Consider the following 15,953-nt stretch of genomic DNA (forward strand, 5'->3'; position numbering starts at 1 on the left):
CTGGGAAAGATTATCTGTATTATTTAATATTAAAATAAATTTATGTTTATATTTATTTTAATAAGCGCTTGCAGCTAAAACGTATGTCAAATCAGTGAGTTATTCGATGAGTAGGGAAATGGAAGGTTTGTAAATTACTGATAAATAGATTAATGCAATTAGGGTTCAATTCCCCTACGGGCTACAGATCGAAAGATTAAAACTTAAAAAAGCTTGCAATTCATATTGCAAGCTTTTTTTGTCTTTTAGTATCTAAAAAAACCAATACGAACTTCCAGGAAAAAAAGGGTGTCATAAGCATTTTATCTAGCTACACGATTCACTTAAAACCTTAATGCAGTTAATAATTCCAGCAATAACTAAAATGAAAAAGAGCCTAACAGAATTGAAAAAGGACGATTGGAATAGACTTTTTCCCGTCGAATTAGTTGATCATAATCCTGAATGGAAAAATATATTTACGGCCGAAAAACAACGGATTTTAGGTAAGATCGGAAAAGAAAAGATTTTACGAATAGAACATTTTGGCAGTACAGCTATCAGCTCAATCAAATCTAAACCTTATATTGATATAATAATTGAGATTCCAAAAGAATTATTGTTCAACAAGGAACTAATTGATGAATTCTCAGCACTAGGCTATTCACATTTTAAAGTTCCCTCAAGAGAAAATATAGCGGAATATTCAACATTTGGAAAAGGATATAACATTGATGGAAAGAACGAACAAATTTTCCATATTCACATGTGCCCAAAAGACAATGCAATGTGGGCGCAAATTGACTTTCGGGATTATCTAAATTCTAATATTAAACGGGCAAAGGAATACGAAGAGTTAAAACTTGAATTAGCATCTAAATTCAGAAATGACCGCGGGTCGTATGTACTTGGAAAAACATCCTTCATCAACGAAACTATAAATTTAGCGACTAAAAAAATGACAACATTTCCTGTTATAGCCTCTACTCTTTCTGCCAAACAATTAGGAGATTTTGTGAAAGATAGATATGGCCTAGACGACAAATACAATTGTACCCTATTCAGAACAGGAATGAATCACACGTATTTTCTTTCCAACACCGAAACGAAATACGTTTTGCGAGTTTATAGTCATAACTGGAGGTCAAAAACCGAAATTATTGAAGAGCTTGAACTTCTGAAATCATTGAAGAATAAAAATTTAAGTGTTTCTTTTCCAATTGAAGATAAAGACGGAGCATTCATTCAAGAAATAAATGCTCCTGAAGGAACCAGATACGTTGTACTTTTTTCCTTTGCTCAAGGTGAGAAAATTCGATTTATGGACAACGAAACCTGTTTTCGAATAGGTTCTCTAATGGCAAATATTCACAACCATACCGAAAACAAGAACATTAACCGAGTATCTTATCATAAGACGTCTCTTATAGAACTACCTTATGCGTATTTAAAACAATTCTTTTCGGAAAAGTTACCAGAAATGGAGTTCATTAGGGAGTTTGGAGAAAATTATCAAAATTCAGACTTTGATAATACGAAAACCGGAATTATACATATGGATATATGGTATGATAATATGGCCGTTACAGCTGAAAAGGAGATTACGATTTTTGACTTTGACTTTTGTGGAAATGGATGGCAAATTTTAGATGTTGGATATTTCTGTAAACAACTGTTTTCCATAGAATCAGATAAAGAGCAGTATGAATTAAAAATGCAAAGCTTCTTACAGGGATACCAGAGCAATAGATTTTTATCTGAAAAAGAGCTCAGCTTAATACCAAAAGCTGGCGCTTCTATTTTTATTTTTTATCTTGGCGTACAGGCACAAAGATTTGATTGGTCCAACATATTTTTGACAGAAAACTATCTTAAAATGTTTGTCGGAAGAATTAAAGCTTGGATGGATTATTACACAAAGAACGAAGTCACTGGGGCTATATAAGAAATTACAGGTATTTTCTCCTATTGGTAATTAAAATGTAACGTATTAATTTTACCTTTAATATTCCAAATAATAAAATTTTATGAAGGCACATACGTACGAAACACAATCGACGATTACACCTGAAAAAGCATTAGATTTCCTGAAGGAGGGAAACCAGCGCTTTGTTAATAATCTGAAAGCTAACCGCGATCTACTCGAACAGGTGAACGCTACGCGTGAGGGACAATGGCCATTTGCTGTGGTGCTAAGCTGCATCGATAGCCGTACTTCAGCTGAACTTATATTTGATCAGGGATTGGGCGATATCTTCAGTATCCGGATCGCCGGAAATTTTGTCAACCAGGATATTTTAGGTTCGATGGAGTTTGGTTGCAATGTGGCAGGTTCTAAACTTGTTGTCGTTCTAGGGCATACCAAATGTGGGGCATTAAAAGGAGGATTGGATGCGGCACAGATCGAGGGCATGGGAATGGATAACCTAAACCATTTGATTAACCATTTCGACCCGATCATTAATGAGGTAATCGATCAGGGGGAAGAACGTTCTTCTAAAAATAGTGTGTTGCTTGAAAAGCTAAATCAACAGAACATTAAACATGCGATCCGTGACATTCGCAGACAAAGCTCAACGCTCCGTAAACTTGAAGAAGAGGGTAAAATTAAGATTGTTGGTGCAAACTATGACGTTGAAACTGGTAGCGTAAGTTGGATGTAAGTTGTAGAAACTGACGCACAGGTTTTGTCGGTTATAAAAGATGGACAACCCTACCTTACTTTAGGTAAGATTAGGTATACCAAGATTCGCTGATCATAAGTCGAATGGGGTGTACACTTTTTAAGAATAAAAGAAAAAGGGAGATGCTAGCTTATTTTAAAGTTAGCATCTCTCTTTTTTGGTTTTACGTATAAATACTAGAGTTTAAAACAGGAAACATTTCCCGCAAAATCAGCAACATAAATCAAATTGCCATCTACTGTGATGTCTGAAAATATAGGCGAACCCAGGTTGAATTTTGATAAGAGTTTACCTGCTTTATTAAGGACGTAGACATAGCCGTCTGAAGCACCAAAAACTAACTTGTCTTTGACTTCAATGACTGCTGATTCAACTGTGCCGATCAGTTTATGGTTATCAGGACTACTGTATGCAGAAGAATAGACAAGCGCTTCTCCTGTGGGAAAATGCCACTTCTCTTCCAGAGTCTGTAGATCATAGGCTTTTATTCCGTTAGTGGAAGTTGGCATAACCAAAAGGTTTTCACTGATCTTTGGCGCAGTCATCACCTTAAAATCGTCGGTTTTAATGCTCTTCTGTAAGATTTCTCCCGTTTTTAGATCGATCTTAAAGATGCCATTGAGGCCGGTCGTATAGATGTAATCATTTTGAGCTGTTACCCCGCCACTTCTAAAACGTAAACCATCTTCCTGACGTTTCCAGAGCAGTTTTCCGGTATGGATATCATAAGCACAGAGTGCATTCCAGTTGTATCCAGCTAAAAGAACTTGACCGACAACCGATAGCTCTGCTGGAGTAGCTTCTCCGCCTGACGGTTCTACACCTTCCCATAACGGTTTGCCTGTATGGATATCAATTGCCGACATTCGTTTTCCTAATCCAGTATAATAGATCCCGTTGTAAAGCGCAGCGCCAGAAACAAAGGTCGGAAGACTTGGAGCCGAAGGTTTCTTTGTCCACAGGATTTTACCTGTATTTGCATCTATCGCATAGACATTGGTTTCAACATCAGTGGCCAACAATATACCATCGCTGAAACGTAATCTATGCTTAATGGAATTTATAGTTGGCAGAGACCATAATACTTTTCCACTCCGTCTATCCAAGGCTTTGATTGCATGACTGGTTCCTATGCCATCATCCATTGTGGCTATAAAAAGTTTATCGCCAATAACCAGAGGGCTTGTTTTCCAGATATTTCCATTGACTGAAGTGGACCACTGTAGTTTGATCTTATCATTTTCTGCTGGCGCGAGGCTAAACGTTTCTTTCTTTAAGGTCTGTTCGCCATTCTCGTAGCGAATCGTGATAAGTGCATCGTATTGTCCTTTGTGATTTTGTTTTTGGAAAGGAACATTTGCTTGCCATGTCCAATCTCCGGAGGCTTTCAGCGAAATTGAGCTTATGCGACTTCCGGTCTCATGTGCGGATATTGTGAGGTCTACGCCCTGTATTTGTCGCTCACTATCGTAGGCGTTGACCAGTATGGGCAGCGTTTGGTCTGCATTTAACGACTGATTGCCCACGGGCCGTACCAACTGGACGTGGTCACGTAAGTTTGTGTAGATCGGCTTGATATTCTTGATGCCTTGTTTGTCAATATCGACGACAACAAACTGTGCGGCAGAATTATCAATACCGCCTTTGTTGGGGGCATTGGAACAAACGACATAGACACCATTTTGTTTGAAAACGAAATTGTTGTGCCAGTGTCCATAGAACCAGGCCTTAAGGTTATATTGCTTTAAATCAATCTGTTCTTTTTCTCCTTTAAGTACAAAGTCAGGCCCTACAAAGAAGTCATGGTTAATAAAGATCAAGGGCTTGGATTTATCCATGGCAGCTAGATCTTTTTTGAGCCAAGCTATGATCTGATCAGCGGTGTAGCTGGGTTTATAATCGCCATTTGGCATTGGTGTAACGACGAAGTGAGCCGGCCCGGCATCGAATGAGTAATAAGTCGGTCCAAAAAGATCTTCAAATAGCTTCTCGCCATATTCACCTTTGACAAGATCATGATTTCCGACGGTATAATAGGTCGGTCTGCCCATGAGTTCACTGTTAACCTGCTTGGCATGAAAAAGCATGCCCGGTTCATAGCAGATATCTCCGGTATGCATGATCAGACTTGCACGCTGTTGTTTGGCGTAATTTCTGACATTATCAATCCAAGGTCCATACAACGGCGTTTCTGTATCCGTGATTTGGATAAACCGTAGAAAATCGTTTTGTTGGACCGCATCTTTGACTAAAGCGAAGTCTAGATTTTTGGCATCCGCGCGCAACGGAATGTAATGTGTTTTGGTAGCCTTGTAACCACTGGGTACAGTGACAGACAAAAAGCGGGCATTGGGGTTATAGGGCAGTGTATATGTTCCGTCTCTGTTGGTTTTTACCACATCATAGCCATCGGATACTGTGATTCCGCCTAGGAGATTCTCGTTCTGTTCGAACAGGTTATTCGCATTCTGATCTTCAAAAACCCGGCCGACGCGTTGTTGTGCAAAAAGGGAGGGAATCGGAAGAAGGCAGCAGGCAAGTAATTTGAGTAATTTCATAGTTGTTTAAATAAAAAAGCTAGCTCCGGTTTCAGAGCTAGCAAAATGTGAATAAGGTTATTAACTATTTATCCCATCCAAAGACTTGTTTTAGATTTGGATTCAATGTTATTTGACCCAATGGGATTGGTTTGTAATAATATTTTGGAGAGACAAATGACCGCTTATTTTTTTGGTCAACAGTCATCATAATATACCCCGAAGTACCATTGCTAAGGTAAAATGCGCCTCCATCGAGGTAATATTTTACCAGCTTGGTTTTTACAGCATCCGGTAACTGGTCAATTGGACCTGTTGCTTTCTCATTTTCAAGAATGGCAATATCCGGATTTCCATCACCTGTAACGTCCATAGCTCCTAATGCAGGGACGTAGATTCCATGTGGGGCAACGGCTAGTAAGTCTCCTGTTTTCCAGCGTAGCACATCGTTGAAACGGAAACCTTCACAGGCAAGCTCAACCCGGCGCTCACGGCGGATCTCTAACAAGGCTCCTTTATTGGCTCCTTGAGCGTTCGGATAGCGTGCCGCAAGAACAGGGTCTACCTGTGTATTGGCCGTTGCTAACAGTAAGGCTGGTACACCGACGCGTCCACGTAAAACATTCACGGTTGCATCCAGATCAGCTTGTGTAAGCGTACCCAATTCAGCTTTCGCTTCAGCATTGATAAGCAACACTTCGGCATAACGCATAATAGGAAGATCGGTGTAGTTTGCGTCCCAACCACCACGGAGAGCAGGATCTCTAGGGTAGAATTTAATCTGTAGATATCCACCAAAACTAGGTTTTATTAAATAAGCCGTAGGGTTATTCGGATCAGTCTTAAACCCAGCTGGCATGATGGTTTCAGCCAATCGGGGATCCCTGTTTTGAAATATTTGCGTAAAGGTTTTCGTTTTGTAATCCGGAGTCGATGTAAACGATTTTCCGTCAGCTGTTAGGAATTCTTCCATCAATTCTCCGCTTAATGCCCACTGCCAGTCCAATACGGTGTGTGAATTGTTTGCAATACCTAGTGAACGATCATTCTTTTGGATAAAAATCGCTTCTGTATTCGAAGAGAGATTGTTGCTGCTGAACAATGTTCTAAAGTCAACTTCTTTGGCGCCAGTGTTATGAATTTTGTATTTCCCAGAATTTATAACTTCTTGTGATGCTGAAGCTGCTCTTTTTAAGAACTCATCTGCAGAAGCTTGTAAATTTAGCTCCTCGTGGTATTTACGGAATGTTCCTTCGTGTAAGGCAATGCGAGCTAATAGTGTTAATGCAGCGCCTTGTGTGACACGCTCTTTGAAATTACCGGCTACTTTATCTTCCCTGATATGGGCTGCGGCAAATTCGAGATCCTCCATAATATGTTTAACAACCACCTCGCGCGAGTCCTGGTCTTTGTACATGGCTTCGTCCTCAGCACCCAAAGCCGTATCATACCAAGGAACATTGTTATAATCGCGCACTAAATTAAAGTAGATGTAGGCACGAAAGAAACGGGCGATTCCAACATAATGGTCTATTTGTGCTTGATCGCCAGTTACAGTACCGAGGTGATCCATCATATAGTTGATGCGGCGTAAATTTTTCCATTCATCAGACCAGCCAGATGCGTTGCCTGGTGTTAGTGTGCCACGGAGCATATTGTTGGTTGAACTGCTCCCTGTGAACCCACCGATATTATCGGTGAAGATATCGTCATATGATGCGCCTATAAATCGATAAAAACCATTGGTATAAGTCTTGAGATCTTCTGGAGTTTTAAAGAAATTTTGATCTGTGACAGCCGTCTTGTTGCTGCGATCTAAAAAGTCTTTATTACAGCTTATTGTCAATAGTGATAAAGACAATGCTAGTGTAGTATAATGAAATATTTTCATGAATATGCGTATTAAAACTTAACATTTAATCCAAAGGCATAGGTGCGTTGGAAAGGATATACTCTTGTATCGCCTAACGCTTCTGGGTCTATGCTTACTTTGAGTCCTGAACGTTCAAATAGATTTTCGCCACTTACATAAAAGCGGACGGCCTGTAAGCCTATTCTTTTTGTGAAATTCTGAGAGAGGCTATAGCCGAAAGTAATGTTTTTTACCCTCAAATAAGCTGCATTCTGCAAATAACGTGTATTAGGTATGCCGAGTTCTTGCCCGGTATCTTCTGCACTGTAAGATTTTATCCGTGGGAAATACCCGTCTCTGTTATCTGGAGACCAATGGTCTAAGTTCTGTTTGGTCACATTCGTCCAGGGTTGTGCATAAATTCCCCAGAAATAGATTTGGCTTCCCGGTGGATACCAGTCTCTTTTTCCGACACCTTGAAGAAATACACGTAGATCAAAACCTTTCCATGAACCTGAAAGGTCTAAGCTATAGGGGTATTGAATTTCTGAATTGCCTAGAATCTTGAGGTCACCATGGTCAGCAAGGGTTTGTTTACCTTTAGTGATCTTACCGTCAGGTCCTCCATCGGGCCCGCCCGCAATATCCTTGAACTTGATATCACCAACATAGTATTTATATTGCTGATCATCCGTTCCTACATCGGTTTGATCCAATTTGGCTAGCTCATCTTCATTTTGGAAGAAACCATCTGCTTGAAGACCCCATATCTCACCGATGCGCTGTCCGGCATAATGTTGTCTAATATCGCCCGTTGGATTATCAAATTTAGTAATTGTAGCTTTGCTGTTTGCTAGTGTAAATGTAGCGTTATAATGGAATGGCGAGCCAGCTAGGTCGAACTTGTCTTTCCAGCTAATGCGTAGATCCCAACCATTCGTCTTCATGTCGGCCGCATTGAAGTTCGGTGCGTCAGCACCAAAAGCACCCGGAAGAGTTCTTCCTGGGATCAGCATACCCTCATTGGTCCGTTTGTAAATATCAAATGTCGTATTTAGGCGACTGTTGAGTAGATTAAAGTCAATACCCCCATTGATTGTTGAAATACGCTCCCATGTTAAGGATTTGGCGACCACTAATGGTGGATTCAAGGATATCGGACGATTACCTTCAATCACGCGAGGAATGCCGTTATCCACTGCCATAGAAGGCAAATAAGGATAACTGAGTGGATTCATATTATTATCATAGACAGTCTGGTTACCCAATTGTCCATAAGAACCCCGAAGTTTTAAGAAGTTGATCGCAGATTTGAGCGGACTGAAAAATTGCTCCTCAGAAAGTACCCATCCCGCAGATACCGATGGGAAAAATCCCCAGCGGTCTCCTTTAGGAAAACGTGAGGAACCGTCCAGACGGCCATTGGATTCAATAAGGTAACGCCCTTTATAATCATAGTTCAGACGATAAAATACACCTTGCAGTGCATAATCGTCGATACTATGGGTAACTGTTGTCGCTCCACTACCTAAGCCGATGGATGGTATATCAGCCGAATAAAGACCATTTTTAAGAGCATAATTCTTTTCTGTATTTCTATATTCTTGGTTATAACCGACTAAGGCGCTGACATGGTGGTCATTAAACTGTTGCGTATATTGTGTATACACGTTGATTACATCATATCGGGTGTTTTCCTGCTGCTTATATGCGGAAGGTACAGTTCCTCCTGCATATTGAGGCGTAGCATTTGGCCCAGTCTTATACTGCACGGGGCGATTAAAACCATCTATTACATCAAAGGAACGACGGAAAGTAACATCTGCATTAGCTGTCCATATGTTTTTGATCAGATCTGCTTTGGCATTGAATGTTGTTTGGAACTCGTTGATATTTTCTTTTCTTCGTCCTCCTTCTTGTAATAGTCCCAAAAGGCCAGCGCCTGCTTGCGTCCAGCTGCCATCCGGATTTTTTGGAACATCCAAAGATGAGGTACGGTTCACATTCCAAAAGAAATCACCGCCCATGAAAACAGGTGCTTCGTATTGTCGGCTTGTTAATACCGTATTATTTCCGAAGTTCAACCAAGGAGTGACTTGCATATCCATTTTATTGCGGACATTGTAACGGTTAAGTTTGTCATTTCCATATTTTAGTGCACCGTCGAGCTTATAGTATTCTCCAGAGAATAAGTAACTTAATTTGTCCGTTCTTTTGCCCAAGCTCAAGTTGAGCGTATTGGTTGGAGCCATTTTTTTATAGGCTTCCTTCATCCAGTCGGTTTGGCCATAATAAGCCCATTTTTCTGGGTTTGTAGGGTCCAAGATCGTGTTGGGTAAACTCGGATCCTGCTGAAGCTTTTTAGCATATTCACGTACTGCATCTGGATACAAATCATATAATGGGTAAGCAGCATCGTGCTTATATTGCATCACGGTAAGCGGATCTGTGACAACATCAGGCAATTTACCGGTGGTACGCCATTGTGTGCTCATTCCTACATTCACCTGAAGCTTTTCGGACTTGGCAGATTTGGTTGTTACAAGAACTACACCGAATGCTCCACGAGCTCCATAGATTGCAGCTGAGGCCGCATCTTTTAAGACCGATACGTTTTCAAAATCATTTGGATTGAGTCTTGCTAACTCATCGCCAGTGACAGGAATGTTGTCTACTAATATAAGAGGCTCACCACCATTGATTGATGTGATACCGCGGATATTGAATTTTGCACTTTGCGAAGGATTACCGCTCGCGTTAGTGATGTTCAAGTTGGGGATCAATCCCTGCAAGGCAGCACCTAAATTGGTAACAGGTCGATTTTCAATTTCCTTGGCGGAAATCTGGTCAACGGCGCCCGTTAAATTGATTTTCCGTTGTGTACCATAACCAACGACCACCACCTCATCTAATTGTGATGTGCTCGTTTGTAAAGTCACATTTAATGTGCGTTGATTTCTCACCTGTATACGCTCTGTTGTGTAGCCCATATACTGAAATGTCAGCACTGCTTTCTCGGGTATCCGAAGCGAAAAGTGTCCGTTGGCATCTGTTTTTGTAGATAATGCGGAATTTCCCTCTACAGACACCGTTACACCGGCAAGTGCTGATTGTGAATCGCGAACTGTACCTGTAATTTCGAAATCTGTACGTTGTTTTTCGGAAATTACAATGGTGTTATTGAGAATCTGATAGCTTAGATTCTGTCCTTTAAGTGCTTTGGATAGCACTTGTGAAATGGAAGCATGATTTGCATCCACACTGATGGGCTGTAGATTATTCAGCAGTTTTTCATCATAAAAAAATCGTAAGTCTGTTTGCTTAGAAATTTCTTGTAAAACTTTCTCAACCTTTACTTTTTTCAAGGAGAGATTGACTGTTTGTGCATTTCCCGAGGCATGTGCTCCCAAAGCAAGGGAAAGCAAAGAAAGAGTGCTTAACTTTATCATACATAAAGTTTTAAAGGCTGGAGGGACCCGAAATTCCCGTGTTTTCTCCTGCCTTTTCATTGGAGAAAAAAAATTCATAAATTAGAATGATTTTTGAGGTTTTAAATTTCTGTTGGTAATCAGTAAAATAAGCCTTGGATTTAACTGGGGATGCGTCAACATCCCCTTCTTTTGTTATTGCCAGGCGATAAGTCGATGTTTATGCCATAGATGTATTTTTTAGGTAGATAATCAATTTCATTGCACGATTACGTTCCGACCGTTGATGTCGAATTTTCGCCCTGTCGCTAAAGCAAGGATTTCCAATACCTCCGAAAGCTTGCTGTTTCTGCTTATGGAGCCTTTGTAGGTAGAAGCGTTAGTGATGGCTTCGATATTTTTAAATTCAACATTATACCAACGTGCAATTTGCTGCGTGATATCGTTGAAATTGCTGCCGTCGAAATAAAATTCTTCACGCTGCCATGCTGTATTTTTCGCTAGATCACTTACTTTGACCTGAATATCATTCGCCAATGTTGTCGCTTGCTCCCCAGGCTTAATAATCGTCTGCTTACCCTCTTTAAGAACTTTGACACTTCCCTCTACGAGTGATGTGGACACTTCATTTTGATACGCGTTGACGTTGAATGTGGTGCCCAATACTTCGATTGTTGTGCCGTTGGCATGGATGCGGAAAGGTCGGCTGGCATCCTTAGCGACCTTAAAATAAGCTTCTCCCGTTAATGTAACTTGACGTTGATCTGCTTCAAAATGTGTCGGATAAGAAAGTTGAGTGAGCGAATTGAGCCATACTTTTGTGCCATCTTCTAAAATGACCATATAAGTGCCGGCCTTGGGTACATCAACACGGAAATTTTTCCCGGCTATAGCTGTCGTTGAATTATGCTGTTGGACAAATGGATCTGCGAGCTGCTGCTCTTTTCCTGTCGGTGTTATAAGTTTTGCATAATGCCCTCCCGGAAGGATGTCGTTGTGAAAAGTCTTGTTGTGGGAACGAACCTCCGCCGCCAATGTAAGCGGTATTTGTGTTGGCGAGGACAATTTTTGATAGAACCAGAAGCTAAATCCTGAAATGGCGATAAGCGTGGCAGCAACCATCCATTTAGATCGTACCCAGCTCATTCGTTTGAGCGGTGCGGGTTCATCAAATAGTTGGTCATCTAATCTTGCATTGATACGTGATGCCAGGTTGGGTGGATTTTCGTTCACTGACAGCTCGTTCTCGGATTGGTCCAATGTATAAAACCAACGGAGTACCTGTTGTTCTTCCGCAGCTGTACATTGGCCTTCCAAGTATTTTTTAAGCAAGGCTTTGGCTTGATCTGATGATTCTTGTTCCTTCATACAAACCTATAATCCCCTTATGTGAAGAGAAGTACCGAAGAAAAATCAAAAAAAATATAAACTACTGTATTACAGTGTTTTTAAATTGTGAGGTGTTGGGAAATGAGACCGCATGATACAAGTTCATCTAGCGGATTTATTATTTGAATCGAAGCTTGAGCCAGCCTAAAGCCAGGGAGATATTGTTTTTTACGGTTTGTTCTGATAGTGCAAGTTCCGAGGCGATATCTTTAATGGACATGGATTCTTTTCTGCTAAGCGAGAAAGCAGATCGCATTGTTGAAGGCATCTTGTCAATTTCTTGCTCGATAAGCACAGCGAGTTCCTTTGCCAATAGCTCTTCTTCAGATGTAGTGGTTAAAGTTTGTGTTTGAAAGGTCTGGCAGAGGTTTTCAGCACGGACAACTTTCCTTTGTTCATGAATAGTCCAGTCAATGATTTTGTACTTGGCTGTTTTAAAAAGATACGGATAGAGGGAGGACTCAATGTTTATTTTGTGTCTATTGTTCCAAAGGGCGACAAATACCTCCTGCAGAATATCTTCACAGTCTTCAACACAGGAAACACGGCGCTGTATAAATCGAAAAAGTATAGCAGAATAGCGATTGACTAATTCCGAAAAAGCATGACGGTCATTGGCTTGAATCCCAACGAATAGCACGGTGTCATCTAACTGTTCCATAATTACCGCAATTTGTGTACTCCCTTAGTTTAATTTAGGCCAAATTTATAATTGTGGTGTTAAGTTAGTATTAAAAACAAAAAATATGATAATGTTTTTTTTAATCAAACGATTGCACAAAATGCTAGGTAACAAAAATCTTGATCTACTTGTTGCAAATTTAAGTAGATCAAGACCTGCGAAAGTAACCGATGTAATCAAAAGAATGTCCTTACAGACGGGCATCCACTAATTTTCGATCAAGTATTCCTTTAATATCAAAAACAACGGATGGGTTCTTTTTTAAGTTGTTGAGATCCAAATGAAAAAATTCTCGGTGTCCAACGGCAAGTATAACGCTGTCATAATCTGCAGATTCAGGAAGAGATGACAATAACTCGAGATTGAAATGTGATTTCACTTCATCTGTATTGACCCAGGGATCATAAATGTCGACTTTTAGACCGAATTCTTGAAGATCTTGGATCATATCTATAACTTTACTATTTCTGATATCAGGACAGTTTTCTTTGAATGTAATACCCAATACTAACGCTTTGGCTCCCTCAAATTTGATATTTTTTTGAATCATCAGTTTAACAACTTTTGAAGCAATGAAAGAGGCAATTTGATCATTCACCTCTCTGCCAGATAAAATGACGTGGGGATGATAGCCTAGTTGAGTTGCTTTTTGAGCAAGATAATATGGGTCCACAGAAATACAATGGCCTCCGACTAAACCCGGTTTAAAACGAAGGAAGTTATATTTTGTACCTGCAGCATCTAACACATCCTGTGTATCTATGCCCACTCGGTCGAAGATTAGCGCGAGCTCATTCATAAAGGAAATATTTACATCACGCTGAGCATTTTCGATCACTTTGGCAGCTTCGGCAACTTTGATTGAGGGGGCCAAATGTGTCCCGGCTTCAATAATATTTTTATAAAGTCCATCTACCACCAATCCTGCCTCAGGCGTACTTCCGGAAGTCACCTTCATCACTTTTTGAAGTGAATTTACTTTATCGCCTGGATTAATGCGTTCTGGTGAATAGCCAACAAAAAAATCTTGATTAAATTTTAATCCCGAGAAACTCTCCAAAACCGGTATACACTCTTCTTCTGTACAACCAGGATAAACAGTAGATTCATAGATCACCAAATCACCTATTGTCAAAAGCTCTCCAATCATTTTAGAAGCTTTTAACAAGGGGGACAAGTCTGGTGAATTATAACGGTCTATCGGAGTTGGGACAGTTACAATATAGACATTTGCATCTGCAATGTCAGTTATAGAATTACTCGCATCATAACCTTTGCTTTGGTTAGATGTATGGAATAAATCTCGCGCCCGTTTTAACTCTTTTTGATCCATTTCTAGGGTGCGGTCAAGCCCTAGCTTAAGTTCTTCAATACGGGTTTTATTTATGTCAAATCCAATCACCGGGAAAAAATCGGAAAATGCTATTGCTAATGGCAATCCCACATATCCTTGGCCAATGATGGCAATCTTTTTTACCTTAAAATCTCTCATATATAGCTGTAAATATACGTTCTTTGCTTTAATTTTAACCCCTTGTCAACCAACCTCTGCGTCCAGCTGTTGCAATGGCATAAGGTGTAATCCAAAATAAACTGAAGGCATAAAATATACTGTAACTATAAGCCCAGAAAGCTTCTTTGGTGTCAGAGTTTTTAGAGGCAAAGAAATAGGCCTGGATGCTAGAAAATATTAAGATACCGACCAACGTTGAGCTTAAGAACATCAATGGATAATGAAAGACTGTCCACAGCATCAATAACATCATTGGATAAGACAATAATACTTTTTTCCATTGCATAAGCAATAAGATACGTGCTCCCCATTTAGGTCCCTGACGGAAATTCTTAAATGCAAATTGACTCATCGCAATGTTTTCGCGCACGTTGCTTCGTTCCCAACGGATAAACATCTTATACAGATTTTTGTAACGTACAGGAGTGTCGGTATAAACGTATGCATTGGATTGAAATAACACATGATACCCTTGTTTTAGGATCATATTCGTCATAGCGCGATCTTCACCGATATCAGACGGTTGCCCCATAAAAGTCTGGTTGATCCAATCCTCCAAACAGTTCATGACAGCCTCTTTACGATAGCCGGACAAGGCTCCTGGTGTACACATGACCGTACCCAACATACTTTGCGCAGAACGTACAAACTCAAAGCTGAATACGAAGCTAACATTCAACATACGAGGTATAATCGCTTTTTTATTATTCAATACGCGCACATTACCCGCAACAGCTCCACATTCCTTGTTTGTTACAAAAGGACTCGCCATATTACGTATAGTATCCTTTTTAACAATAGAATCACTATCAACCGTAATAAAGATTTCTCCCGTACCTAACTTAAATCCACGGTACAAAGCATGTCTCTTACCCATATTCTTGGGCTGCTGATAAATTTCAACACGATCGCCCAATTCCATTTTGGCACGTTGTATCCAGGCAAAGGTATTGTCCTTGCTACCGTCATCAATGGCGATGATCTGAAGTTTCTTCTCCGGATAATCACTGCTAGCCAAACTATGTAAGGTATCATAGACTAACTGTCCTTCATTATAAGCTGGGACAATAATCGTACAAGTAGGTAGCTCATCGTCCGATACAGAAGCGATGGGTTTATATTTACGATGTAGTACAATCAAAAAAATCAAAAAGCTAACGGCGATAGCAGCTAAAAATATACCTAAGGCGATCAGAAATGTTCCGCCGATGCTGTCTAAACGTTGGAAACGTAATGCATCAAAATCTGGCTGAAGCATGTATACGCCAAAAACTGACGCAAATAGTATAAAAAAAGTCGCTCCAAAAATACCATATTCTTTTGGACCAAAGTTGCTTTCCTCGTTTTTGCTCACTGTATTATCAGATCGCTTTTCTCCTGCATTTACATCATATACAGCAGGCTTCCATTGTTTGGTCATCTGCTTGGATACGATCGAGTTTTCTTTCATGTAATTCATAACCGTTCTATTTTAGATATACATTCGTTCATTCTATATTTAATCGATGCCGCAATCGGTATCATTTGTAATGAAAATATTACGAATTCATAAACGCAAAACACATGCCTTTATTTTGTGCCAAAAATGGCCCGACTGCTCAAATTGTAACGTTCTTGATACAAAATAGCATTAATTAAGTTGTTCTTTTTCAGTGTTTTAAATTTGTTTTGTAATTAAAATCGATTAAAATATAATAACGATATGGGCAGTAGACTTTTAAGGTTTTTTAACATTTGCCAGCAGATTGTTAAGAGAAATTGACAATTTTTGTGACAAACTGTGTAGGAAAGGGGGCAATGGGTGGAGGGGAAGAAATTCAGCTTAAGCCTAATAAAAAAAGCAAAAGATAGCGCAAAAAAAAGACGCCTCGAAAAGAGAACGTCTTCAA

General features: G+C 40.0%; 9 protein-coding genes. 2 read left to right on the forward strand and 7 right to left on the reverse strand.

The window, feature by feature from the left end:
• Window positions 1–334 precede the first annotated feature (334 nt).
• Together A9970_RS16095 and A9970_RS16100 are read left to right on the forward strand one after the other, a co-directional pair.
• Complete coding sequence (locus A9970_RS16095; protein ID WP_182983012.1) at window positions 335–1,924, forward strand: GrpB family protein; 1,590 nt, start codon at window positions 335–337, stop codon at window positions 1,922–1,924.
• 82 nt (window positions 1,925–2,006) lie between these two features.
• Window positions 2,007–2,642 carry a carbonic anhydrase family protein gene (locus tag A9970_RS16100; protein WP_153845343.1) on the forward strand — a complete coding sequence of 212 codons (636 nt, stop codon included), beginning with the start codon at window positions 2,007–2,009 and terminating at the stop codon, window positions 2,640–2,642.
• Between the two features lie 197 nt (window positions 2,643–2,839).
• Here the strand turns inward: A9970_RS16100 and A9970_RS16105 are convergent, their stop codons facing one another.
• The 7 genes from A9970_RS16105 to A9970_RS16135 form a co-directional block, all read right to left on the reverse strand.
• A complete protein-coding gene (locus A9970_RS16105) occupies window positions 2,840–5,221 on the reverse strand; it encodes a PQQ-binding-like beta-propeller repeat protein (RefSeq protein WP_182983013.1) in 2,382 nt (793 codons plus the stop codon).
• A 64-nt stretch (window positions 5,222–5,285) separates the two neighbouring features.
• Window positions 5,286–7,091, reverse strand: a complete 1,806-nt coding sequence (locus A9970_RS16110; protein WP_182983014.1) for a RagB/SusD family nutrient uptake outer membrane protein — start codon at window positions 7,089–7,091, stop codon at window positions 5,286–5,288.
• An 11-nt stretch (window positions 7,092–7,102) separates the two neighbouring features.
• Window positions 7,103–10,501 carry a TonB-dependent receptor gene (locus tag A9970_RS16115; RefSeq protein WP_182983015.1) on the reverse strand — a complete coding sequence of 1,133 codons (3,399 nt, stop codon included), beginning with the start codon at window positions 10,499–10,501 and terminating at the stop codon, window positions 7,103–7,105.
• Between the two features lie 237 nt (window positions 10,502–10,738).
• Window positions 10,739–11,848, reverse strand: a complete 1,110-nt coding sequence (locus A9970_RS16120) for a FecR family protein (RefSeq protein WP_182983016.1) — start codon at window positions 11,846–11,848, stop codon at window positions 10,739–10,741.
• A 139-nt stretch (window positions 11,849–11,987) separates the two neighbouring features.
• Window positions 11,988–12,530, reverse strand: a complete 543-nt coding sequence (locus A9970_RS16125; protein ID WP_182983017.1) for an RNA polymerase sigma factor — start codon at window positions 12,528–12,530, stop codon at window positions 11,988–11,990.
• Between the two features lie 211 nt (window positions 12,531–12,741).
• Complete coding sequence (locus A9970_RS16130) at window positions 12,742–14,043, reverse strand: nucleotide sugar dehydrogenase (RefSeq protein ID WP_182983018.1); 1,302 nt, start codon at window positions 14,041–14,043, stop codon at window positions 12,742–12,744.
• A gap of 34 nt (window positions 14,044–14,077) precedes the next feature.
• The gene (locus tag A9970_RS16135; RefSeq protein WP_220801630.1) at window positions 14,078–15,523 is read right to left on the reverse strand and encodes a glycosyltransferase family 2 protein; all 1,446 of its coding nucleotides are present in this window, start codon (window positions 15,521–15,523) and stop codon (window positions 14,078–14,080) included.
• Window positions 15,524–15,953 lie beyond the last annotated feature (430 nt).

Source organism: Sphingobacterium sp. UME9, from assembly GCF_014170215.1.
GTDB lineage: Bacteria > Bacteroidota > Bacteroidia > Sphingobacteriales > Sphingobacteriaceae > Sphingobacterium > Sphingobacterium paramultivorum.

Bases quoted from the DNA above. Each gene is read 5' to 3' on its own strand.
- A9970_RS16110 (WP_182983014.1), bottom strand. From the start codon at position 7,091: ATGAAAATATTTCATTATACTACACTAGCATTGTCTTTATCACTATTG.
- A9970_RS16115 (WP_182983015.1), bottom strand. From the start codon at position 10,501: ATGATAAAGTTAAGCACTCTTTCTTTGCTTTCCCTTGCTTTGGGAGCA.
- A9970_RS16100 (WP_153845343.1), top strand. From the start codon at position 2,007: ATGAAGGCACATACGTACGAAACACAATCGACGATTACACCTGAAAAA.
- A9970_RS16120 (WP_182983016.1), bottom strand. From the start codon at position 11,848: ATGAAGGAACAAGAATCATCAGATCAAGCCAAAGCCTTGCTTAAAAAA.
- A9970_RS16130 (WP_182983018.1), bottom strand. From the start codon at position 14,043: ATGAGAGATTTTAAGGTAAAAAAGATTGCCATCATTGGCCAAGGATAT.
- A9970_RS16105 (WP_182983013.1), bottom strand. From the start codon at position 5,221: ATGAAATTACTCAAATTACTTGCCTGCTGCCTTCTTCCGATTCCCTCC.
- A9970_RS16095 (WP_182983012.1), top strand. From the start codon at position 335: ATGCAGTTAATAATTCCAGCAATAACTAAAATGAAAAAGAGCCTAACA.
- A9970_RS16135 (WP_220801630.1), bottom strand. From the start codon at position 15,523: ATGAATTACATGAAAGAAAACTCGATCGTATCCAAGCAGATGACCAAA.
- A9970_RS16125 (WP_182983017.1), bottom strand. From the start codon at position 12,530: ATGGAACAGTTAGATGACACCGTGCTATTCGTTGGGATTCAAGCCAAT.